Source organism: Pelomonas nitida, from assembly GCF_043555975.1.
Classification (GTDB): Bacteria; Pseudomonadota; Gammaproteobacteria; order Burkholderiales; family Burkholderiaceae_C; genus Pelomonas; species Pelomonas nitida.
The window spans coordinates 99180-121883 of record NZ_JBIGIA010000014.1; the positions used below are offsets into that span (position 1 = coordinate 99180).

The 22704-nt window shown below is 67.7% G+C and carries 16 protein-coding genes, 2 tRNA genes and 2 pseudogenes; 7 read left to right on the forward strand and 13 right to left on the reverse strand.

Annotated elements, in window-relative coordinates; all coding sequences use genetic code 11:
* Positions 1 to 39: 39 nt before the first annotated feature.
* Positions 40 to 1581, reverse strand: a complete 1542-nt coding sequence (locus ACG00X_RS17790; RefSeq protein WP_394489926.1) for a fumarate hydratase — start codon at positions 1579 to 1581, stop codon at positions 40 to 42.
* A 104-nt stretch (positions 1582 to 1685) separates the two neighbouring features.
* Here ACG00X_RS17790 and fumC point away from each other — a divergent pair, with 104 nt between their 5' ends.
* Complete coding sequence (gene fumC, locus ACG00X_RS17795; RefSeq protein WP_394489928.1) at positions 1686 to 3125, forward strand: class II fumarate hydratase; 1440 nt, start codon at positions 1686 to 1688, stop codon at positions 3123 to 3125.
* Between the two features lie 69 nt (positions 3126 to 3194).
* On the opposite strand, the gene ACG00X_RS17800 is transcribed toward fumC, so the two are convergent.
* Positions 3195 to 6602, reverse strand: a complete 3408-nt coding sequence (locus ACG00X_RS17800) for a hypothetical protein (protein WP_394489930.1) — start codon at positions 6600 to 6602, stop codon at positions 3195 to 3197.
* A gap of 182 nt (positions 6603 to 6784) precedes the next feature.
* Positions 6785 to 7414, reverse strand: a complete 630-nt coding sequence (locus ACG00X_RS17805; RefSeq protein WP_394489932.1) for a TIGR00645 family protein — start codon at positions 7412 to 7414, stop codon at positions 6785 to 6787.
* 117 nt (positions 7415 to 7531) lie between these two features.
* Here ACG00X_RS17805 and acs point away from each other — a divergent pair, with 117 nt between their 5' ends.
* Entirely contained in the window at positions 7532 to 9493 is a 1962-nt protein-coding gene (acs, locus tag ACG00X_RS17810; protein WP_394489934.1) for an acetate--CoA ligase, read from the forward strand.
* 327 nt (positions 9494 to 9820) lie between these two features.
* On the opposite strand, the pseudogene ACG00X_RS17815 reads toward acs, so the two are convergent.
* From ACG00X_RS17815 to ACG00X_RS17825, 3 genes and pseudogenes are all read right to left on the reverse strand, one after another.
* Positions 9821 to 9919 (reverse strand): annotated as a pseudogene (locus ACG00X_RS17815) (PEPxxWA-CTERM sorting domain-containing protein); the annotation flags it as partial.
* Positions 9920 to 10000: 81 nt separating this feature from the next.
* Positions 10001 to 11197, reverse strand: a pseudogene (locus ACG00X_RS17820) (esterase-like activity of phytase family protein); the annotation flags it as partial.
* Between the two features lie 171 nt (positions 11198 to 11368).
* Positions 11369 to 11662, reverse strand: a complete 294-nt coding sequence (locus ACG00X_RS17825) for a c-type cytochrome (RefSeq protein ID WP_394489936.1) — start codon at positions 11660 to 11662, stop codon at positions 11369 to 11371.
* A 59-nt stretch (positions 11663 to 11721) separates the two neighbouring features.
* On the opposite strand from ACG00X_RS17825, the gene ACG00X_RS17830 reads away from it, so the two are divergent.
* From ACG00X_RS17830 to ACG00X_RS17850, 5 genes are all read left to right on the forward strand, one after another.
* A complete protein-coding gene (locus tag ACG00X_RS17830) occupies positions 11722 to 11982 on the forward strand; it encodes a TIGR04438 family Trp-rich protein (RefSeq protein WP_394489938.1) in 261 nt (86 codons plus the stop codon).
* Between the two features lie 125 nt (positions 11983 to 12107).
* Complete coding sequence (gene lgt, locus ACG00X_RS17835; protein ID WP_394489940.1) at positions 12108 to 12929, forward strand: prolipoprotein diacylglyceryl transferase; 822 nt, start codon at positions 12108 to 12110, stop codon at positions 12927 to 12929.
* Positions 12930 to 12932: 3 nt separating this feature from the next.
* Positions 12933 to 13661: a DNA polymerase III subunit epsilon gene (dnaQ, locus tag ACG00X_RS17840; RefSeq protein ID WP_394489942.1), complete on the forward strand. Its 729-nt coding sequence runs from the start codon at positions 12933 to 12935 to the stop codon at positions 13659 to 13661.
* Positions 13662 to 13723: 62 nt separating this feature from the next.
* Positions 13724 to 13798 (forward strand) — tRNA-Val (locus tag ACG00X_RS17845).
* 41 nt (positions 13799 to 13839) lie between these two features.
* Positions 13840 to 13914: transfer RNA gene (locus tag ACG00X_RS17850), tRNA-Val, on the forward strand.
* Between the two features lie 122 nt (positions 13915 to 14036).
* Here the strand turns inward: ACG00X_RS17850 and ACG00X_RS17855 are convergent.
* The 7 genes from ACG00X_RS17855 to ACG00X_RS17885 all read right to left on the reverse strand — a co-directional run bounded on the left by ACG00X_RS17855 (position 14037) and on the right by ACG00X_RS17885 (position 22360).
* The gene (locus ACG00X_RS17855; protein WP_394489944.1) at positions 14037 to 14615 is read right to left on the reverse strand and encodes a DUF4337 domain-containing protein; all 579 of its coding nucleotides are present in this window, start codon (positions 14613 to 14615) and stop codon (positions 14037 to 14039) included.
* A gap of 3 nt (positions 14616 to 14618) precedes the next feature.
* On the reverse strand, positions 14619 to 15119 hold the full coding sequence (locus ACG00X_RS17860; protein WP_394489946.1) for a dihydrofolate reductase: 501 nt from the start codon (positions 15117 to 15119) through the stop codon (positions 14619 to 14621).
* The gene (locus ACG00X_RS17865) at positions 15116 to 15931 is read right to left on the reverse strand and encodes a thymidylate synthase (RefSeq protein WP_394489948.1); all 816 of its coding nucleotides are present in this window, start codon (positions 15929 to 15931) and stop codon (positions 15116 to 15118) included. The genes ACG00X_RS17860 and ACG00X_RS17865 overlap by 4 nt, the downstream gene beginning before the upstream one ends.
* A 61-nt stretch (positions 15932 to 15992) precedes the next feature.
* A complete protein-coding gene (locus ACG00X_RS17870; RefSeq protein WP_394489950.1) occupies positions 15993 to 16601 on the reverse strand; it encodes a TetR/AcrR family transcriptional regulator in 609 nt (202 codons plus the stop codon).
* Positions 16598 to 18007, reverse strand: coding sequence for an efflux transporter outer membrane subunit (locus tag ACG00X_RS17875; RefSeq protein ID WP_394489952.1), 1410 nt, complete (start codon positions 18005 to 18007; stop codon positions 16598 to 16600). Before ACG00X_RS17875 ends, ACG00X_RS17870 begins: the two co-directional genes overlap by 4 nt.
* Before the next feature lies 1 nt (position 18008).
* Complete coding sequence (locus ACG00X_RS17880; protein WP_394489954.1) at positions 18009 to 21167, reverse strand: efflux RND transporter permease subunit; 3159 nt, start codon at positions 21165 to 21167, stop codon at positions 18009 to 18011.
* A 14-nt stretch (positions 21168 to 21181) separates the two neighbouring features.
* A complete protein-coding gene (locus tag ACG00X_RS17885) occupies positions 21182 to 22360 on the reverse strand; it encodes an efflux RND transporter periplasmic adaptor subunit (RefSeq protein WP_394489966.1) in 1179 nt (392 codons plus the stop codon).
* Between the last annotated feature and the right edge of the window lie 344 nt (positions 22361 to 22704).

Genomic DNA, 22704 nt, shown 5'->3' on the forward strand with positions numbered 1-22704 from the left:
GGCTGTTGCCGGTGGAGCGGGTGGCCCGCGATGGGTGGGTCAGCCCGCCGCGACGGGGATGGCGATACCCTTGCCCGACGCGATGCGCTGCTTCCAGTCGGCCGGGCCCGTGATGTGGGCGCTGGTGCCGCTGGCGTCGACCGCCACGGTGACGGGCATGTCCACCACGTCGAACTCGTAGATGGCTTCCATGCCGAGGTCGGCGAAGCCCACGACCTTGGCACCCTTGATCGCCTTGCTGACGAGGTAGGCCGCGCCGCCCACGGCCATCAGGTAGGCGCTCTTGTGGTTCTTGATGGACTCGATGGCGACGGGGCCGCGCTCGGCCTTGCCGACCATGGCGATGAGGCCGGTTTGGCTAAGCATCATGTCGGTGAACTTGTCCATGCGCGTGGCCGTCGTCGGGCCGGCGGGGCCCACGACCTCGTCGCGCACCGGGTCGACCGGGCCGACGTAGTAGATGACGCGGTTGGTGAAGTCCACCGGCAACTGCTCGCCCTTGGCCAGCATGTCCTGGATGCGCTTGTGAGCGGCGTCGCGGCCGGTGAGCATCTTGCCGTTGAGCAGCAGCGTGTCGCCGGGCTTCCAGCTGGCCACCTCGGCCGGCGTCAGCGTGTTCAGGTCGACGCGGCGGCTCTTGTTGTAGTCCGGCGCCCAGTTCACGTCGGGCCACAGGTCCAGGCTGGGCGGCTCGATGTAGCTGGGGCCGCTGCCGTCCAGCACGAAGTGCGCATGGCGTGTGGCGGCGCAGTTCGGGATCATCGCGATGGGCTTGCTGGCCGCGTGAGTCGGGAAGGTCTTGATCTTGACGTCCAGCACGGTGGTCAGGCCGCCCAGGCCCTGCGCGCCGATGCCCAGGGCGTTGACCTTCTGGTAGAGCTCGATGCGCATTTCTTCGAGCTTGTTCTGCGGCCCGCGCTGCAGCAGCTCGTACATGTCGATGTCTTCCATCAGCGCCTGCTTGGCCAGCAGCGCCGCCTTCTCGGCCGTGCCGCCGACGCCGATGCCCAGCATGCCCGGCGGGCACCAGCCGGCGCCCATGGTGGGCACGGTCTTGAGCACCCAGTCGACGATGTCGTCGCTGGGGTTGAGCATGTAGACCTTGCTCTTGTTCTCGGAGCCGCCGCCCTTGGCCGCGACGATGACGTCCACCGTGTTGCCGGGCACCACGTCCATCTGCACGACAGCGGGCGTGTTGTCCTTGGTGTTCTTGCGCGCAAAGATGGGGTCATCCAGCACGGAGGCGCGCAGCTTGTTGTCGGGGTTGAGATAACCCTGGCGCACGCCCTCGTTGATGGCGTCCTCGATGCTGCCGGTAAAGCCTTCCCAGCGCACGTCCATGCCGATCTTCAGGAACACGTTGACGATGCCGGTGTCCTGGCAGATGGGACGGCGACCCTCGGCGCACATGCGGCTGTTGGTCAGGATCTGCGCGATCGCGTCCTTCGCGGCGGGCGACGCTTCGGTCTCGTAGGCGCGGGCGAGATGGGCGATGTAGTCGGCCGGGTGGTAGTAGCTGATGTACTGCAGGGCGGCAGCGACGCTGTCGATGAGGTCTTGCTGGCGGATGGTGGTAGTCATGGCAAAGCGCGGGCGATTGAGCCGGCGGAATTATCAGCGCCCCTCGGGCCGCAGGGGTTGTCGGGGCTGAATATGCTGACGGGTCTCACCGACGAGAACCTGACATGACCTCTTCACCTCCCCCTGTGGTTCAGCCAGTCGCCCATCCCCCGGTCGCACCTTCCGTGCGAGTCGAGCGGGACACCTTCGGCCCGATCGACGTGCCGGCAGAGCGGCTGTGGGGCGCGCAGACGCAGCGTTCGCTGCAGAACTTCGATATTTCCGGCGAGCGCCAGCCGGCCGAGCTGATCCGCGCGCTGGCGCAGGTGAAGCGGGCCTCGGCGGTCGTCAACCAGGGGCTCGGGCTGCAGGACGCGAGCAAGACGGCGGCCATCGTGCAGGCGGCCGACGAGGTCGTCGCCGGGCTTCATCCGCAGGAGTTCCCGCTGGTCGTGTGGCAGACCGGCTCGGGCACGCAGACCAACATGAACGTCAACGAGGTGCTGGCCAACCGCGCCAGCGAGTTGCTGGGCGGACCGCGTGGCGAAGGTCGGCTGGTGCATCCCAACGATGACGTGAACCGCAGCCAGAGCAGCAACGACGTGTTCCCGACCGCAATGCACGTGGCCGCCGTGCAGGCGCTGCAGGAGCGGCTGCTGCCGTCGCTGCGCGCGTTGCGCGACACGCTGCGGCACAAGGCCGAGGCGTTCGACGGCATCGTCAAGATCGGCCGCACGCATCTGCAGGACGCGACGCCGCTGACGCTGGGCCAGGAGATCTCGGGCTGGGTGGCGCAACTGTCACACGGCGAGCGGCATGTGCTGGCGGCGCTGCCGCACCTGCACGAGTTGGCGCTGGGCGGCACGGCGGTGGGCACCGGGCTGAATGCGCCGGCGGGTTATGCCGAGCAGGTGGCCGCCGAGCTGGCGCGGCTGACGGGCCATCCGTTCGTGACCGCGCCCAACAAGTTCGAGGCCATGGCGTCCTGCGATGCGCTGGTGCATGCCCATGGCGCGCTGAAGACCTTGGCGGCGAGCCTGACCAAGATTGCCAACGACGTGCGCTGGCTGGCCAGCGGCCCGCGCAGCGGGCTTGGCGAGATCCGCATCCCGGAGAACGAGCCGGGCTCGTCCATCATGCCGGGCAAGGTCAACCCGACGCAGAGCGAGGCGGTCACGATGCTGGCGGCCCAGGTGATGGGCAACGATGTGGCGATCAACATCGGCGGTGCGTCGGGCAACTTCGAGCTGAACGTGTTCCGGCCCATGGTCATCCACAACTTCCTGCAGAGTGTGCGGCTGCTGGCCGACGGCATGGCCAGCTTCAATGCGCATTGCGCCGTGGGCATCGAGCCCGATGAGGGGCGCATCGCGGAGCTGGTGGGGCGCTCGCTGATGCTGGTCACGGCGCTGAACCCACACATCGGCTACGACCGGGCCGCGCAGATTGCGAAGAAGGCGCACAAGGAGGGCACCAGCCTGCGCGACGCGGCACTGGCGTCGGGCCATGTGACGGCCGAGCAGTTCGACGCCTGGGTCGTGCCGGCCCACATGGTCGGGCGGTAGGGCGGCAGTCGCGCCGTCCCGAACGGGCGGGACGGTGCGCGGCGCTTCGAGCGGGGGCCTGGCCGAGGGTCAGGCCGTCTTCATGAAGTAGACGTCGCCGTAGTAGCTGTTGGCGATGACGATGCCTTTGAGCTCGGGCACGTACTGGATGGAGTTCTGGATGCCGTTGGAGCGCGCCGTGGGGGCGGTGCCGGTGATGCCCGGGCTGGCGACGAACAGATCGGACGCGCGGATGGTCAGGATCTTGATGCTGCCGCTGGCGTTGAAGGCAGCGATGAAGAGGTCGTTGACCTCGTCGTAAACAAGGCCGGGATATCCGCCGCTGAGGGTCAGTGCACTCGCGCCCAGGCCGCCGAAGCTGACCTGCTGGGTGCTGCCGTCGAGATTCAGCACCATCGGGGCGACGGCTTCGTAGCCGCCCACCACCAGGATGCGGTTGCGCTTCGTGTCGACGGCTGCGCCTGCGTACCAAAGTGTGCGCGCCACGGTGCCGACGCGGTCCCAGCGGTTGGACGAACTCGTCCACCGATAGAAGTCGTTGACGCTGTTGCGTGCGTAGTAGACGTCGCCGGTCAGCGGGTGGCGCACGCACAGGCAGGCATTGACGTTGCCGTTGTCGTTGGGCAGGCGGGCGATGTAGTCGGGGGTGTCCCAGTCGCTCTTGTTGAGGTCGAAGCTGAAGGAGCGCGTTGCACCGGTCAGGGCGTAATTTGCCGGCATGTCGGGGAACGGGCCGTTCAGCCCCGCGCTGGCGAAGACCACCATGCGATTCAGCCGGTCAATGAACTGACTCGCGTAGTAGGTGTGCGTCGCCGCCGGGCGGTTGTCCAGGTAGAACTGCCCCTTGTTGACGACGTCGGCGTTCGCCGTCGGTGCGCGGAGTTGGGTCCAGGTGGGCTGGTCGGCCAGCAGGTTCAGCGCATTGACCTCGTTGCCGGCGTAGTCGGCATGGCCGCCCGCGGCGCCGATGATGTAGACGCTGCCCTTGCGTTTGAGCGCAGCGCCGCACCAGGTGTCGATCTTGGAACTGGGGCCCGTCGCACCCAGCGGGCGGGGGCTTGGCTCGACCTTGGAGAGCGCCGTGCCGGCGATGGGCGCCCACTGCCAGGTGGCCAGGCCTTTGGCCCAGGTCGGCAAAGACGTCACGGCAGGCGTCGACGCTTCGGCCGGCGATGCGCCCGGTGCAGGCGCCGGCGCGGGGGTGGGCGCTGGTGCCGGGGCTGGTGTGGGGGCGGGCGCCGGCGCCGGAGTGGGGGCCGGCGCTGGCGTTGGCGCCGGCACGACCGGCACGGGCGGCGAGGCAACGGCGGTCGCCGTGCCGGGAGCCTTGATGCCCCAGACCGGATCGGTGTTGAAGGTGGCGATCAACTGGCCCCAGTTGCTCGCGCCGGAGACACGGGTCAGCGCTGCAGAAGCGCCGGAGACGCCATGGCGCACGGCGTAGGCCAGTGCGGGCAGGATGTTGCCCCAGTAGCTGGTGCCGCCGGGGAAGTTGCCGCCGCGCAGGTCGCCCGTGGCTCCCGGGTTGGGCGAGCCGAGCGTGGCCTTGTAGAGCGCACCCCAGTCGGTCTCCCAAGGGCCTTTGCCGCCCAGCCAGTCGGGGTTGTCGTTGGTGGCGACGACAAAGTTGTAGAGGGCCGCATCCCGGTAGAGCCATTCACTGCCGCTCGTGCCGCCCAGGCGGCCCACGATGCTCTTGGCCTTCCAGGCGAAGAAAGCGCCCAGGCGCGCCATGGCGTCGGTCGTGATGCCCGGCTGCATGGCCAGCGTGTAGCCGAACGCGGCGGTGTAAAAGTCCTGCTGCCAGGGGGCTTCGGTAACCTTGCCGTCGGTGGCCGTGCCGTAGGTGTCGCCATAAGGGGCGACGATGCCGAACGGGTTGTTGGGCTGGCCGACGTAGGTCGAGTAGTTGAAATCGATGTTGGCCGTCAGGGAGTTCAGGAACTCCGGGCGCAGCGTGTCGTCGTCCGGCGTGGCGACCGAGGCCTGGGCGAGCGTGCGGATGGCCCAGGCCGTGCCGCGCACCGTGGCGGCGCCGGAGATCGTCAGGAAGATGCCCTTGCTGGCCTGCCGATAGTTGTCGGTCTGGTACAGGTAGTTGTAGGTCGCCGCGAACTGCAGCTGTTCGAGGAAATACCAGGACCCCGTCGTCAGATAGGCGACGTAGCCGAGCGAAGGGTGGTGCGGAATGTCCCAGCCGGGCGCCGCCGTCCCCGTGGCCGTCGCCGTGTACTGCTGCTTGGTCGACGAGTTGACGCTGAGGTTGGGGAAGTCGCTGAAGCGGATCGGGCGGTTGGTGTTCTCGTCGCGGAAGTGAATCGGGTAGCGACCCGCGCTGAACGCATTGCGCAGCATGGCGCGGTAAGTGGTCGTGACGTCGCTGCAGGTGAGGAACAGCACATCCCATTCCGGGATCAGACCGATGGCCGGGTGGTAGGCCGTCTGTCCCATCGCGTTCGAATAGCTGCCCTGCTGCAGCGGCGTGAAGCTCGTGGGCAACGAGGTGACGACCGTGGCGCTGGGCGAGACGGTGCCGTAATACGTCGGCACCAGTTCCGTCTGCTGCAGGTAGGTGGGGTCCTGGCGGGCGATGACGCCCGGGTCCTGGCCGAGCCAGTGCGAAAGCAGCTGCCCATCCACCAGCGGGAAGCGGCAGTGATGCGGCAGGTCCACATCACGGCTGAAGCGCTGAGTGCTGCCGAGCGTGAACGAATAGGTGGAGCGCTTGTTCGTCGGGCCGGTGACGAACAGGTAGCCGTTCTCGATCCATGGCAGCACTTCCAGTGCGCCGTTGCTGTAGAGGCGCACTTCCAGCCAGGCCACGAGATGGGCATCGGTGCCGATGGGCTTGCGGAAGGTCCAGCTGGACATGTGCGGCCCGCTGACCCAGTTGGCAAACGGCGCCTCCCAATCGCTGCCGGACCAGCTGGCCTTGCCCAACGCGCCCGCGTCCACCACTGCGGTGGCGCCGATGGCCTTCAATTGACTCGTCGACAGCGCGGTGGCCGTGGCAGCCGTTGCCGCAGTGGACGACAGGGGCACCGTCAGCGGTGTGTTGGCGTCGAGCGCTGCGAAACCGGAGATGACAGCGAACTTCGCCGAACCATCGGGCCAGCGGTTCTTGATGACGACCTGCGAATTGGCGATGTTGGTCGGGGCGACGGTGTAGCCCGTGGGGACATCACCCTTGCGGAACGCGAAGCCGAGGTTGAAAGGCGCCTGAGCATTGGCCGTGGCGGCGCGCAGCATGAACTGCACCGGCGCCTTTGCGTTGGAGGCCTGCGCGCTGGCGTCCGCACCAGGGGACGAAGCTGCGGCGGAGGCAGCGTCCGATGCCGTGGGCGCAGAGGCTGCGGAGGACGGGCCGCTATCGGTCGGTGCTGCGCCACCGGCGCCACCACCGCACGCGGGCAGGGCAACGACACTGGCGGCAGCCGCCCAGCGGCGCAGGAAATCACGGCGATCTTGGTCAGACATGGCTTCGTTGGTGTCCCGATGGGATGGCAGGTCGGCGTCCAGGAATTGTGGCGAGCCGACGCCCGCAGGCGCGATCCTAGGCGGCTAAGGCGTGTGCGTGATCACGGACCGCCCAACCCTTACCTCGGGTAACCGCGTGCAAGCAAATGTGTGCGCGGTGCTGGCTGCGCTCGTCGGGCGCTTCAGTGCTTGTCGCCGTGGTGCGCCGGCTGCGGCAGCAGCCGGTCGGTGTAGGCGATGGCCATGGCCGAGAGCAGGAACGCGACGTGGATGATGGTCTGGTACATCAGCGTCTTCTCGGCGTAGTTGTCGGCGTTGATGAAGGTCTTCAGCAGGTGGATGGAGCTGATGCCGATGATGGCCGTGGCCAGCTTGACCTTCAGCACCGAGGCGTTCACGTGGCTGAGCCATTCGGGCTGGTCCGGATGCCCGTCGAGCTCCATGCGCGACACGAAGGTCTCGTAGCCGCCGACGATGACCATGATCAGCAGGTTGGAGATCATGACGACGTCGATCAGCCCCAGCACGACCAGCATCAGAATGGTCTCGTTGAGCTTGGTGATGGGCTCGTAGCCGATGACATGGTCGGCCGCATCCTTGATGGCGGCACTCTTGTAGCCAATGCTCTTGACCAGGATCTCCAGCGCATGCTGGTCACCGAAGGCCGCCTCGATGAGATGCACGAGCTCGGTCCAGAACTGGAAGACGTACACCGCCTGGGCCAGGATCAGACCGAGGTAGAGCGGCAACTGCAGCCAGCGGCTGGCAAAGATCAGGCGGGGCAGGGGGCGGAGTTGGGGATCGGTGGACATGGACGTGGGCCGAGCAGAATTGGTGGAAATTCTAGGTGGCGTGAACGACACCACGCCGTCAGGGCTTCGTCAGACGCCGCCAGCACAGTCCGCGCCAATCAACCCAAGGAGACTTTGATGAGCACGCTGAACACCTACGCGCCCAGCCCCGAGTGGGTGGCCAACGCCCATGTGAAGGGCGAGGCCGGGTATGCGGCGCTGGTGGCGGAGGCGGAGAAGGATTACGCCGGCTACTGGGCGCGCCTGGCGCGCGAGCTGCTGAGCTGGCAGACGCCTTTCACCAAGACGCTCAACGACGCCGACGCGCCGTTCTTCAAGTGGTTCGAGGATGGCCGGCTGAATGTCTCTTACAACTGCCTGGACCGCCATGTCGAGGCCGGCAAGGGCGGCAAGACGGCGCTGATCTTCGAGGCCGACGACGGCGCCGTCACGCGCGTGACCTACGCGGAACTGCTCGCCCGCACCTGCCAGCTCGCCAACGCGCTGAAGGCTCGCGGCATCCGCAAGGGCGACCGTGTCGTCATCTACATGCCGATGTCCGTCGAAGGTGTCGTGGCCATGCAGGCCTGCGCCCGCATCGGCGCGACGCACTCGGTCGTGTTCGGTGGCTTCTCGGCCCAAAGCCTGCGCGACCGCGTGCAGGATGCCGGCGCCGTGGCGTTGATCTGCGCCGACGAGCAGGCGCGGGGCGGCAAGGCGCTGCCGCTGAAAGCCATCGTCGACGAGGCGCTGGAAGGCGGTGTCTGCCCGACGCTGAAGGATGTCATCGTCTACCAGCGCACCGGTGGCGAGATCAGCTGGGACGCGGGGCGCGATCTGTGGCTGCATGAACTCACGGCGGGCCAGCCCAGCACCTGCGAACCGGAATGGGTGGAGGCCGAGCATCCGCTGTTCCTGCTCTACACGTCGGGCTCCACTGGCAAGCCCAAGGGTGTGCAGCACAGCAGCGGCGGCTACCTGCTGCACGCGGCACTGACGACCAAGTGGACCTTCGACCTGAAGGACGACGACATCTTCTGGTGCACGGCCGACATCGGCTGGGTGACGGGCCACACCTACATCGCCTATGGCCCGCTGGCTCTCGGCGGCACGGAGATCGTCTTCGAGGGCGTGCCCACCTACCCGGACGCCGGCCGCTTCTGGCAGATGATCCAGCGCCACAAGGCCACCATCTTCTACACGGCGCCCACCGCCATCCGCTCGCTGATCAAGGCCGCCGAAACCAACGGCGCCGTGCATCCGCGCAATTACGACCTGACCAGCCTGCGCCTGCTGGGGTCGGTGGGTGAGCCCATCAACCCGGCCGCCTGGGAGTGGTATCACGCGCATGTCGGTGGCGGCCGCTGCCCCATCGTCGACACGTTCTGGCAGACCGAGACCGGCGGCCACATGATCACGCCCCTGCCCGGCGTGACGACGCTGGTGCCGGGCTCCTGCACGCTGCCGTTCCCGGGCATCACGGCCGCCATCGTCGACGAGACCGGCAACGATGTGCCCAACGGGCAGGGCGGCATCCTGGTCGTCAAGAAGCCCTGGCCCAGCATGATCCGCACGATCTGGGGCGATCCCGAGCGCTTCAAGAAGAGCTACTACCCGGCCGAGCTCAAGGGCTATTACCTGGCCGGCGACGGCGCCATCCGCGACACCGAGACGGGCTACTTCACGATCACCGGCCGCATCGACGACGTGCTGAATGTCTCGGGCCACCGCATGGGCACGATGGAGATCGAGTCGGCGCTGGTCAGCTTCACGGAGCTGGTCGCCGAGGCCGCCGTCGTCGGCCGCCCCGACGACACGACCGGCGAGGCCATCTGCGCCTTCGTCGTGCTCAAGCGGCCCCGTCCGATGGGCGACGAAGCCAAGGCTATCGCCAAGCAGCTGCGCGACCATGTGGCCAAGGAGATCGGCCCCATCGCCAAGCCCAAGGACATCCGCTTCGGCGACAACCTGCCCAAGACGCGCTCCGGCAAGATCATGCGCCGCCTGCTGCGCTCGGTCGCCAAGGGCGAGTCGGTCACCCAGGACACCTCGACGCTGGAGAATCCCGCGATCCTTGAGCAATTGGGTCAGGCTTACTGACCCTGTTGCTCAAGCCGCACGCAGTGCGGGGGCGGCGGAGCCGAGCGCGGGATTCGGGGCTTGCTCATATCGCCTGCGATGTGAGCGAGCACCAGAACCCGGTGATCCTTGAGCAATTGGGTCAGGCGTACTGACCCTGTTGCTCAAGCCGCACGCAGTGCGGGGGCGGCGGAGCCGAGCGCGGGATTCGGGGCTTGCTCATATCGCCTGCGATGTGAGCGAGCACCAGAACCCGGCGATCCTTGAGCAATTGGGGCAGGCTTACTGAACGACGCCTGCCAAATGAGGGCCGCCCACCGGGCGGCCTTTTTTCCGGCGCGGCAGCCGTCAGCCGCGTGCGCGGCGGCGGGCCACCGAGCCCACAAGCCCCAACCCACCCAGCATCAAGGCATAGCTGCCCGGCTCGGGCACCGCCGACACGGCCAGGGCGTGATCGAGATGGATCTTCAGCAACTCGGTGTTGTCCGAGCCCAGGTCGCGGCCGCCGGTGCCGGGGTAGTTGTTGTCATTGGCGACCAGCAGCGTGTGGGCGTCGAGGATCAGCACGCTCTCGATGGTGGTGAAGGGGAAGGTGAAGGCTTGGTTGCCGTCGCGGTTCAGGTCGTTGGGGTCGGCGATGTTCATCAGGTCGACCACCTCGGTCTTGACGACGTTGCCGTTGGCGTCGAGCTTGTTCAGGTCGATGCTGTAGATCTTCTTGAACGGGGTGCCGCTGGTGGCCGTGGCGCCGTTGCGTTCGATGACCAGGAACTCGTGGTCGTTGATGGCCGTCATGTCGCCGATGTTGGTGCCGGCGGCGTCGAGCTTGTAGTGCCACTGCTGGCCGGTGTAGGCCTCGGTGTTCACGTCGAAGGCGTTGATGCGCAGCGTCTTGGTCGGGTCGCCCGCCACCGTGCCTTCCAGCAGCGTGTAGAGGCGGTCGCCGCTGGCGTTGACCGCCATGCCTTCGAAGCCGTTGGAGCGCCCCAGCGTCGCCGCGGCGCTGCCATTGATGACCGCTTCGTTCTGCGGCGACAGCACGCCCGTCATGCCGATTTCGCGGCGTAGCACCTCGCCCTTGGCGTTGGTCTTGACGAGATAGGGTCCGAACTCGTCACCGAACCACAGGTTGCCGTTCTTGTCCTTGCGCACGGACTCGATGTCGAGGTCGGCGCCGGTCAGCAGGCGGTCGTTGCGGATGCTCGCGTCCACCAGCGGATTGGCGGCGTTGTTGTAGTAGCGCGTGTAGTCGGCCTGGATCTTCAGCGACAGCAGGTTGTTCGGGTCGGACAGCGTGATGTAGCTGCCCGCATGAAAGCCGCTCATGGCCGCGCCGGTGCCGTGGTGGGCGGCAATGACGTTGCCCGTGCCGCCGTTGGCGGTGCGGAAGTCCGGCGTCACGGCGTACAGGCGCAGCAGCGCATCGGCGGAGTTTTCACGCGTGCCGAAGCCGTTGTCGGGCATGAAGTAGTAGCTGCCGGCGGTCGGGCCCGCCAGCACGGCGGAGAAGCCTTGCACCGATTGCCGGTCCAGCAGCGGCAGCGGGTTGCCGCCAGCGCCGCTGGCGAACTGGCCCGTGGTGGGGCCGTCGGCGAAGGTGTTGGCGGGCATCAGGGCCCAGCCCTCCAGCGTGGCCGAGCCGGCCTGGGCGGCGTGAGCGAACAGGGTGACGACGGTTGCCGCGGCGGCGGCGACGGCGATTCGGGACGGGCGCGCAATGGTCATGGGGCGGGTTTCGCAGGGCGCGCAGAACAGCCTGCGCGGCCGCGATTCTTCGAACCGCGCATGAATCGCCCGTGACGCGCACCGTTGGCGGCGAGGCCGGTCGGCTCGTGCCGCTCAGAAAAGCAGACAGGCCCCGCAGGGCCTGTCGGAGTCAGCCGAAGTGAGGCTCGCTCACTTGACCGTCAGCACCCACTTGGCGAGGGCTTCGGCCTCGGCCGGCGTCACGGCGTTGGGCGGCATGACCATCGCACCCCAGACGCCCGAGCCGCCCTTTTGGATCTTTTCGGCGAGCTTTTTGTAAGCGTCCTTGTCCTTGGCGTACTTGGCCGCCACGTCCTTGTAGGCGGGGCCGACCAGCTTCTTGTCCAGTGCATGGCAGGCCATGCAGTTCTTTTTCTGCGCCAGCTCCTGGTTGGCAAAGGCGGCGGGGGCGATCAGGGCGAGGCTGAGAACCAGGAATTTCATCGAGAACCTTTCAAACGTTGAACTACAGTGAACGCAAAGATACCTGAAGGAGATGCCGCATGGCATTTGTATTGATCGGCGTGCTCTTCATCGTGCTTCGGCTGGGAGGATGGGTTCAGTTCCACAAGGATGACCTCTGGGCCTGGTTCATCATCCTGTCGCCCTTTGCGCTCGCGGTCGTATGGTGGGCCTGGGCGGACAAAAGCGGTTTGACTCAACGCAAGGCCATGGATGCCCTGGAGGACAAAAAGGCCGCTCGCCGCGACAAGCAGCTGGAAGCGCTGGGGCGGTTCAAGCCCGGCAGCAAGAAGCGGCGCTGACATGTTGGGCGACAGGCCCTGACGCGGCTGCGTCGCGCCACGGGCCCCGGGGTTGATGTCGGCCGCGCCGGGCGCAGGAGGGGGCTGGCTATGATGCGGCCCGCTTTCGCTTCCTCTGCCGAGCCATGCTCGTTCATCCCCAATTCGACCCCATCGCCGTCAAGATCGGCCCGTTGGCCATTCATTGGTACGGCATCACCTACCTGCTGGCGTTCGGCCTGTTTCTGTTGCTGGCGTCGCGCCGTGTCCGCATGCCGCAGCATGCCGCGGTCGGCTGGACGCGGCAGGACGTGGACGACGTGCTCTTCTACGGCGTGCTCGGCGTCGTGCTTGGCGGCCGCCTCGGCTACTGCCTCTTCTACAAGCCCGACTACTACCTCCACAACCTGACCGAGGTGTTCGCCGTCTGGAAGGGCGGCATGTCCTTCCACGGAGGCCTGCTGGGCGTCATCGCGGCCATGGCGATCTTCGGGCGCATGCGCCGGCGGGGCTTCTTCGAGGTGGCGGACCTGATCGCCCCTTGCGTGCCGACGGGCCTCGCGGCCGGGCGCCTGGGCAACTTCATCAACGGTGAACTGTGGGGGCGGCCAGCGCCATCCGATCTGCCCTGGGCCATGGTGTTCCCGCAGGCAAACGACCCGGTGGGCGTTGCCCGCCATCCGTCGCAGATCTACCAGTTCCTGGGTGAGGGCGTGTTCCTGTTCGTGCTGCTGTGGCTGTTTGCCCGCAAGCCGCGCGCCACGGGCCAGATCTCGGCGCTGTTCCTGACGGGTTACGGCGCTCAGCGCTTCGTGACCGAGTTCTTCCGCCAGCCCGACGATTTCCTGCCGCTGGACGGCCGTTGGCTTCACCTGAGCCAGGGCCAGTGGCTGAGCCTGCCCATGGTGTTGGCCGGCGTGCTGATGTTCGCCTGGGCCACGCGCCGCAACCAGCGCCCGGCGGGTTGAGCCATGCGCCAGATCTTCTTCGACACGGAAACCACCGGCCTGGAGGCGGACAAGGGCGACCGCATCATCGAAATCGGCTGCGTGGAGATGATCAACCGCCAGCTGACCGGCAACAACCTGCACCTCTACATCAACCCCGAGCGCGCGAGCCACGAGGACGCACTGCGGGTGCACGGGCTGACCGAGGAATTCCTGTCGGACAAGCCGAAGTTCGCCGAAATCGTCGACCAGTTGCTGGCCTTTCTGGCTGGCGCTGAGCTGGTCATCCACAACGCGCCGTTCGACATCGGCTTTGTCAACGCCGAGCTCAAGCGCCTCAAGCGCGGCGTGCTGACCGACCACGTGGACAGTGTGCGCGACACGCTGCTGATGGCGCGCGACCTGTTCCCCGGCAAGGCCAACTCGCTGGATGCGCTGTGCCGCCGGCTGGAGGTGGACAACACCAAACGCGTGCTGCACGGCGCGTTGCTGGACGCCGAGCTGCTGGCTGACGTCTACATCCGCCTGACACGCGGGCAGGACGCGTTGCTCATGGACGACCATGGCGACAGCAGCGGCAACGAGGCCCAGGCCAGTTTCGAGGCGGTGGACCTGAGCCGGTTCGACCTGCCCGTGCTGTGCGCTGACGCCGCGGAACTCGAGGCCCATGCCAAGCTGCTGATCGATCTCGACAAGGCGGCTGGCGGCACTTGCCAATGGCGAGTGTTGGAGCCGGCAAAATCCGTGGCATAATCGTGGGCTTCCCGGACGCGCTGATGTGTTTTTCGCTTCAGCGCTCAGCCTAGCGGTTTTCAGGGCGGTTAGCTCAGCGGTAGAGCACTGCCTTCACACGGCAGGGGTCGCAGGTTCGAACCCTGCACCGCCCACCACCTTCAGCGGTGGTGATCCTGAAAACGCGGCGCCATATTCCGGGCGGTTAGCTCAGCGGTAGAGCACTGCCTTCACACGGCAGGGGTCGCAGGTTCGAACCCTGCACCGCCCACCAAAGGACAAAGGACTTGCGAGATTCGCAAGTCCTTTTTTCTTGCCTTGCCCATTTTCGCGAGCGTGGCCGGGGCAGGGTGTTGTCGACAGCGGCCCAGTTGGGCCGCCCCGAATGCCCGCTGCTTAAAAGTGCAGCCAGGCAGCCCCGCCGAGGGCGATGCCGATGGCGCCCACGGCCAGCGTGCCCACTTCGAGCCAGCGGCGCCGCGTCAGCAGCGTGATCGCGGCCAGGGCGATGGAAATCTGCAGGGCCGTTGTGGCCTGGGCCCAGCGGTGATGCATGTGCATCTGCTCGCTACTGAGCTCATCGAAGTGGCGCGATGCTTCCTCGAGCTTTTCAGCCGCCAGCTTGATCTCGTTCTTCTCTTTCTCGTAGCGGGCGATCTTGTCCTTGTACTTGCTCTTTTGCTCGTCGTTGGGGGTCAGGTCGAAGGCCAGTTCGGCCAGGCTTTGCTTGCTGCTCTTGGCCTGGTAGTAGTTCCACTGGTTGCTGGCCTCGGTCTTGCGGATGGCGGCGTCGTTCTTGTAGAGCGCGGCGTTGGCCTGTGTGGCGCCACCCATGTACGAGAAGAAGGCGCCGACCGTGGCGAGGATGGCGGTGATGACCGCGAGTTGGCCTGCCAGGCCGCGCGGTTCGTGCTGGGCTGCATGCTCCAGTTCGTGGTCGTGAGGGCCGTGGACGTGAAAGCCGCCTGAGGACATGGCTCAGTTCTCCGTGCAAAGGTAGTCAACAAAATCGAAACGGGTGCCGTCGGCGCTGTGCAGCGTTTCGCGTTGGGTTTCGGTGAAACGCGCGCGATCCCAGGCCGGGAAGTGCCGATCGGCGTCTGGAAATTCAAGGTCCACCTCGGTGAGTGCGAGGCGGTGGGCGAGCGGCAGTGCCAGCGCGTAGATCTCGCCGCCGCCGATGACGCAGACCTCGGCACCGGGGCAGGTGGCGAGTGCGCCCTCCAGGCTGGCGAACACTTCGGCGCCCGCCAGCGTGCCGGTGCTGCGGCTGACGACGAGGTTGCGCCGGCCGGGCAGTGGCCTGAAGCGCTCCGGCAGGGAGTCCCAGGTCTTGCGGCCCATGATGACGGGCTTGCCGAGCGTGAGCTGCTTGAAGCGGGCCATGTCGCGCGGCTCGCGCCACAGCAGGTCGTTGTGGCGGCCGATGGCGCCGTCGCGGGCGACCGCAGCCACCAGCGTGATGCGCGCTGCGCTCATACGGCGACCGGTGCCTTGATGGCGGGATGCGGGTCGTAGCCGGTCAGCTCGAAGTCTTCGTACGCATACTCGAAGATCGAGGCCGGCCGGCGCTTGATCGTCATCGTGGGGAAGGGCCGCGGCTCGCGGGCGAGTTGCGTGGTCACCTGGTCGACATGGTTGTCGTAGATGTGGCAGTCGCCCCCGGTCCAGATGAACTCGCCGAGCGCGAGGTCGCATTGCTGCGCCAGCATCATGGTCAGCAGCGCGTAGGAGGCGATGTTGAACGGAACGCCGAGGAAGATGTCGGCCGACCGCTGGTAGAGCTGGCAGCTGAGCTTGCCGTCAGCCACGTAGAACTGGAACAGCGCGTGGCAGGGCATCAGCGCCATTTGCGGCAGCTCGGCCACGTTCCAGGCGCTGACAAGGATGCGGCGGCTGTCGGGGTTGGTCTTGAGCTGCTTGACGACCTCGGCGATCTGGTCGATGTGGCCGCCATCCGGCGTGGGCCAGTTGCGCCACTGCACGCCGTAGACCGGGCCCAGGTCGCCGTCGGCGCGGGCCCATTCGTCCCAGATGGTGACGCCGCGCTCCTGCAGCCACTTGACGTTGCTGTCGCCGCGCAGGAACCACAGCAGCTCCAGGATGATGGACTTCAGGTGCACCTTCTTGGTGGTCACCAGTGGAAAGCCGGCGGCGAGATCGAAGCGCATCTGGTGACCGAACACGCTGCGCGTGCCGGTGCCCGTGCGGTCACTCTTGCGCACGCCATGCTCGAACACATGGCGCATGAAGTCTTCGTAGGGCCCGATAGGGCGGGGCGGGGTGGTCATGCCCTGCATTGTCTCAGGGGCCGTGGAGGCCCCAGCGCTCCAGCGTGCCGCGCGGGTGCCGCTATGGCGCCAGCAGCACCTGCAGCACGCGGCGCATGACCGGCGCCATGGCCGACGTCTGCTGCGGCATGGCGGGGTTGCGCACGCCCAGCACGGTCAGGCCGTTGAACAGCGCGCCCAGCAGCAGCGCGCGGCCACGGATCTCGTCCGGCGGCAGCTTGTCGGCGTGCTCGCCCAGGCTCTGGCGGATCAGCTCCTGCGCTTTCTCGTTCACCAGCGCCTCGCTCTTTTGCACGACGGCGGCGAGCTTGGGGTTGCGGCTGGCCTCGGCCAGCACCTCCAGTTGCAGCGCGGCTTCGGCCACTTCGCTGTGCTCGTCGATGGCCTCCTCGGTGCGGGCCAGCATCTGCTCCAGCAGGGCGCCGCCCTCCCGGAACTCGGCGATGCGCAGCAGCACCTCCTCACAATCCCGTTCGACGATGGCCGCAATGATGTCGTCCTTGTTCTGGAACAGGTTGTAGATGTGGCCGGGGCTCATGCCCGCCGTCTTGGCGATCTCGGCCATGCTGGCCGCATGGAAGCCACGGCGGCGGAAGCACTCGGCCGCCGCATCCAGCACCTGCTGGCGGCGGGCGAGCGCCCGGTCGGAGGGTTGGGGGGAGAGCGTCACGACGCGGATTGTCCGCTGGTTTGACCGTCAGGGAGACCGCCGCCGAGCGCCTTGTAGAGCGTCACGCGGTTGACCTGCTGGGCCAGCCGCGTCGCGATGAGGCTTTGCTGGGCGCTGTAGAGCGAGCGTTGGGCGTCCAGCGTCGTCAGCCGGTCGTCCAGGCCTTTCTCGAAGCGGGCCTCGGCCAGGCGCAGGGCGTCCTGCGTCTGCGTGACGAGGCGCTGCTGGGACTCGACCTGCTGGCCCACCGTGGCGCGCTCGGCGAGTGCGTCGGCCACTTCGCGGAAGGCGGACTGGATGGACTTCTCGTACTGCGCCACGGCGATGTCGCGGTCCACCTGGGCGATCTTCAGGTTGGCCTGGTTGCGGCCGGCGTCGAAGATGGGCAGCGTCACTTGGGGCACGAAGCTCCACATGCCGGTGCCGCTGCGGAACAGGTCGTCCAGCGCGTTGCTGGCACTGCCGGCACTGGCCGTCAGGCTGATGCGCGGGAAGAACGCTGCGCGGGCCGCACCGATGTTGGCATTGGCGGCGCGCAGGCTGCGCTCGGCCTGCAGCACGTCGGGCCGGGCCAGCAGCACGTCCGACGGCAGGCCGGCCGACAGCTCGGCGGTCTGCGTGACGGCGGCGTCCGTGCCGGCATCCGGCCATTGCGCGGGCTGCAGCGGCTGGCCGACGAGCAGCTCCAGCGCGTTGCGGTCCTGCGCGACCTGGCGCGTCAGCGTGGCGAGGTCGGCCTGGGCCGTCTCGGCGGCGATCTCGGCCTGGCGCAGGTCCAGCGTGGACGACACGCCGGCGCTCTGCAGACGCTGGGTCAGGCGCAGCCCGTCCTGGCGCGACAGCAGCGTCTGTTCGGTCAGGCGCAGCCGTTCCTGGTCAGCGGCGAGCGTGAGGTAGGCGCTCGCGACTTGGGCGACGAGGCTGATCTGCGTGCTGCGGCGGGCGTCGTCGGTGGCGAGGTAGGTTTGCAGCGCGGCGTCGGTGAGGTTCTTCACGCGACCGAACAGGTCCAGCTCGTAGGCGCTGACGCCCAGCGTGGCGGTGTACTGGCGGGTGACGGTGCCGTTCATGCGCTGTGCCGTCTGGCCAACGCCCGCGTTGACGCTGGGCAGCCGGTCGGCGCGCTGCACGCCGTACTGCGCCTGGGCGCGCTGCACGTTCAGCACGGCGACGCGCAGGTCGCGGTTGTTCGCGAGCGCCTGCTCGATCAGCGCTTGCAGCTTGGCATCGGTGAAGAACTCGCGCCAGCCGAGGTCGGCCGCCTTGGCGTCGGCCGCAGCCGTCTGCGGCACGGGCCACTGGGCGGCCACCGGCGAGGCGGGGCGCTCATAGGCCGGCGCGAGGCCGGCGCAACCGGCCAGCGCGAGGCTCGCGGCGAGCAGCGTGGGCATGAGGAACTTGGTCATGTCAGTGGCCCTCCTGGGCATGGTGTGCGGGTTGTGCCGGCGCGGTGGGCGCTGCCGGTGCGGCGGCCGCGCGGCTCGGGAACCAGCGCTGCACTGCGATGAAGAACACCGGCACGAAGAAGATGCCCAGCACGGTGGCGCTCAGCATGCCGCCCAGCACACCGGTGCCGATGGCGTTCTGGCTGCCCGAGCCGGCGCCGGTGGCGATGGCCAGCGGCAGCACGCCCAGCGCGAAGGCCAGCGAGGTCATCAGGATGGGACGCAGCCGCATGCGCACAGCGTCCAGCGTGGCGGTGACGGCGTCCTTGCCCGCCTCCATCTGCGCCTTGGCGAACTCGACGATGAGGATGGCGTTCTTGGCGGACAGGCCGATGGTGGTCAGCAGGCCGACCTGGAAGTACACGTCGTTGGACAGGCCACGGGCCGACGCGGCCAGCAGCGCGCCGATGACGCCCAGCGGCACCACCAGCATCACCGAGAACGGGATGCTCCAGCTCTCATACAGCGCGGCCAGGCACAGGAACACGACGAGCAGCGACAGCGCGTACAGCATCGGGGCCTGATCGCCGGTGAGGCGCTCCTGGTAGGACAGGCCCGTCCAGCTCACGCCGATGCCCGGCGGCAGCTTGGCGACGATGGACTCGACCGACTTCATCGCGGCGCCCGAGCTCTTGCCCGGCGCCGGCTGGCCCAGCACTTCGAGGGCCGGCAGGCCGTTGTAGCGCTCCAGTCGGGGCGAACCCAGCTCCCAGGTGGCCGTGCCGAAGGCCGAGAACGGCACCATGTCGCCGGAGGCGTTGCGCACGCGCCAGCTGTTCAGGTCGTCAGGCTGCATGCGGTAGGCCGCATCGGCCTGCAGGTAGACCTTCTTCACGCGACCGCGGTCGATGAAGTCGTTCACATAGCTGCCGCCCCAGGCGGTGGAGAGCAGGCTGTTGATGTCGGCCACCGTCAGGCCCAGCGCGCCGGCCTTGGCCGTGTCCACGTCCAGGCGCAGCTGCGGCGCGTCCTGCAGGCCGTTGGGGCGCACGGCCACCAGCGTCGGGTCTTGCGCGGCCATGCCCAGCAGCTGGTTGCGCGCGGCCACCAGGGCCTCGCGGCCCACACCGCCTTGGTCTTGCAGGTAGATGTCGAAACCGCTGGCGTTGCCCAGTTCCAGCACGGCCGGCGGCGCGAAGGCGAAGACCGAGGCGTCGCGGTACTGCATGAAGTTGCCCATCGCGCGGCCGGCGATGGCCTGCACCTTCTGGGCCGGGCTCTTGCGCTCGCCCCAGTCCTTGAGCTTGACGAAGGCCATGGCCATGTTCTCGCCGCGGCCGGCGAAGCTGAAGCCGGTGACGGCGAACACGGATTCGACGTTGTCCTTCTCGTTGGTCAGGAAGTGGTTCTCGACGCGCTGGACGACGTCCAGCGTGCGCGACTGCGTGGCGCCGGCCGGCAGCTGCACCTGCGAGAACAGGATGCCCTGGTCTTCTTCCGGCAGGAAGGACGTGGGCAGGCGCAGGAACAGCAGCGCCATGCCGACGACGATCAGGCCGTAGACGACCAGGTGACGGCCCCAGCGGCGCAGCATGCGGGCGACGACGCCCTCGTAGCCGGTGGTGGCCGCATCGAAGCGGCGGTTGAACGCGCCGAAGAAGCCGTGCGTGGCCGCGCCGTGGCTGGGCTTGAGCAGCGTGGCGCACAACGCCGGGGTCAGCACCATGGCGACCAGCACCGACAGCGCCATGGCCGACACGATGGTGATCGAGAACTGGCGATAGATGACGCCCGTGGAGCCGCCGAAGAAGGCCATCGGCACGAACACGGCCGACAGCACCAGCGCGATGCCCACCAGCGCGCCGGTGATCTGGCCCATGGACTTGCGCGTGGCTTCCTTGGGCGACAGGCCTTCCTCGGTCATCACGCGCTCGACGTTCTCGACCACGACGATGGCGTCGTCCACCAGCAGGCCGATGGCCAGCACCAGGCCGAACATCGTCAGCGTGTTGATGGAGAAGCCGGCCGCGGCCATGACGCCGAAGGTGCCCAGCAGCACGACCGGCACGGCGATCGTCGGAATCAGCGTGGCGCGGAAGTTCTGCAGGAACAGATACATCACGAGGAAGACCAGCACGACCGCTTCGATCAGCGTCTTGATGACCTCGTGGATGGAGACCTCGACGAAGGGCGTGCTGTCGTACGGCACGACCACCTTCATGCCGGCCGGCATGTAGCTTTCCATGCGCTTGAGCTCGGCTTCCACGGCCTTGGCCGTCGAGAGCGCATTGGCGCCGGTGGCGAGCTTGACGGCCACGCCCGCGGCGGGCTTGCCGTTGTAGCGGGACACGGTGGCATAGCTCTCGGCGCCCAATTCCACGCGGGCCACGTCACCGAGGTGGACGGTGGCACCGTCGGCCTTGGTCTTGAGGACGATGTTGCGGAACTGCTCGGGCGTTTGCAGGCGGCTCTGCGCCGTGACGGTGGCGTTGAGCTGCTGGCCGACGTTGGCCGGCGCGGCACCCAGCTGGCCGGCGGAGACCTGCGCGTTCTGCGCCTGGATGGCCGTGGACACATCGGCCGGGGTCAGGCCGTGCTGGTTCAGCTGGTTGGGGTTCAACCAGATCCGCATGGCGTACTGCGCGCCGAACAGCGTCACCTCGCCCACGCCTTCCACGCGGCTGAGCGGGTCCAGCACGTTGGTGGAGACGTAGTCGGACAGGTCGACGTTGCTGAGCTTGCCGTCCTCGGACACGAAGCCCACCACCATCAGGAAGTTGATGGTGGACTTGACCACCTGCACGCCCTGGCGTTGCACTTCCTGCGGCAGCAGCGAGGTGGCGGACGCCAGCTTGTTCTGCACCTGCACCTGGGCGGTGTCGGGGTTGGTGCCGGCCGCGAAGGTCAGCGTGATGCTGGCGTTACCTTGCGAGTCCGACGTGGAGGACATGTAGGTCAGGCCATCGATGCCCTTGAGCTTTTGCTCGATGACCTGGGTGACGGTGTCTTCCAGCGTCTTGGCGGAGGCGCCGGGGTAGGACGCGTTGATCGACACCTGCGGCGGCGCGATGCTGGGGTATTGCGAGACCGGCAGCGTGCGGATGGACAACGCACCGGCCAGCATGATGACGATGGCCAGCACCCACGCGAAGATGGGCCGGTCGATGAAGAAGCGGGACATGGGTCGTCCTCCGATCAGCGGGCCTGGGCGGCCGATGCGGCGATCTGCGCGGGCGCGGCGGCAGCCGCCGCTTGCACCGGGGCGCCAGGGCGCAGGCGCTGCAGGCCGTCGACGATGAGCTGGTCACCGGCCGCCAGGCCCGACGTCACCAGCCACTGGCCGTTGATGACGGCGCCGGTCTGCAGCTGGCGGGCCTCGGCCTTGCCATCCTTGCCGACCACGAAAGCCGTGGCGTTGCCCTTGGCGTCACGCGACACGGCCGCTTGCGGCGCCAGCAGCGCCTGGGCCTGCACGCCGGTTTCCACCAGCGCACGCACGTACATGCCGGGCAGCAGCTGGCGCTTGGGGTTGGGGAACTGCGCGCGCAGCGTCACGCTGCCGCTGGCGGGGTCGACCTGCAGCTCCGAGAACTGCAGCTTGCCTTCCTGCGCGTAGGTGCTGCCGTCTTCCAGCAGCAGCTTGACGCGCGCCTGGCCGCTGGCGTCGCGCTGCAGCGTGCCGTCGGCGATCTGGCGCTGCAGGCGCAGCAGTTCGGCGCTGGTCTGCGTCACGTCGACGTAGATCGGGTCCAGCTGCTGCACGGTGGCCATGGCCGTGGTCTGGTTGGCCGTGACGAGCGCACCGGCAGTGACGGCCGAGCGGCCGACGCGGCCCGCGACCGGCGCGGTGACGCGGGTTCGGTCCAGGTCGATCTGTGCGGTGCGCAGCGCGGCGCGGGCGGCCTGCACATCGGCTTCGGCCTGCTTCAGCGCGGCCTGGGCGTCGTCGCGGAGTTGCTTGCTGACGGCGTCGATGCCGGCCAGTTCGTCGTAGCGGCCGGCCTTCAGGCGAGCCGTGGTGGCGGTGGCTTCGGCCTTGGCCAGCGAGGCCTGGGCGCTGTCACGGGCAGCCTGGTAGCTGGCGGGGTCGATCTGGTAGAGCAGCTGACCGGCCTTCACGTCGCTGCCTTCGGTGAAGGCGCGGGTCTTGATCAGGCCGGTGACCTGCGGGCGCACTTCAGCCGTCTGCGTGGCAACGGTGCGGCCGGCCAGCTCCGTGGTCAGCTCCACGCGCTGGGGCTGCAGTTGCACCACGCCCACCGGCGACGGGCCTTGCTGCGGTGCGCCGCCTTGGGCGCCGGCCGGGCTGCAGGCGCTGAGGAAGAGGGCGGCCGCGACGGCGACGACCACCGTGAGCGTGGCGAAGGCCGGCATGCCGAGCGAGCGGTGCTGAGGGCGTGCGGGAGCGCTGGTCTGGAGATGGGTGGGCATGGTGTGGGCCTCGACGGTGGTGGGGCCGGGCGGCGAAGGGGTCTGGTGGGGATCCAGGGCGCTCACGGCAGGCTTTGGATATTGAATGATCGTTCATTCTATTTTTTGAAGCGGAATTCGCAAGCGCTGAATGAATGACCATTCAGATCTGTAGGACTTTGGCGCCGGCGCTCTGGCCGAGCTTGTGAACCATTTTTGCAAGATCGTTGCGAATGCAAATGATTCGCATTTATAGTGATGGAGCGATGCGCGACCTCAGCGACATCGGGCTCCCGTTTCCCAACCCG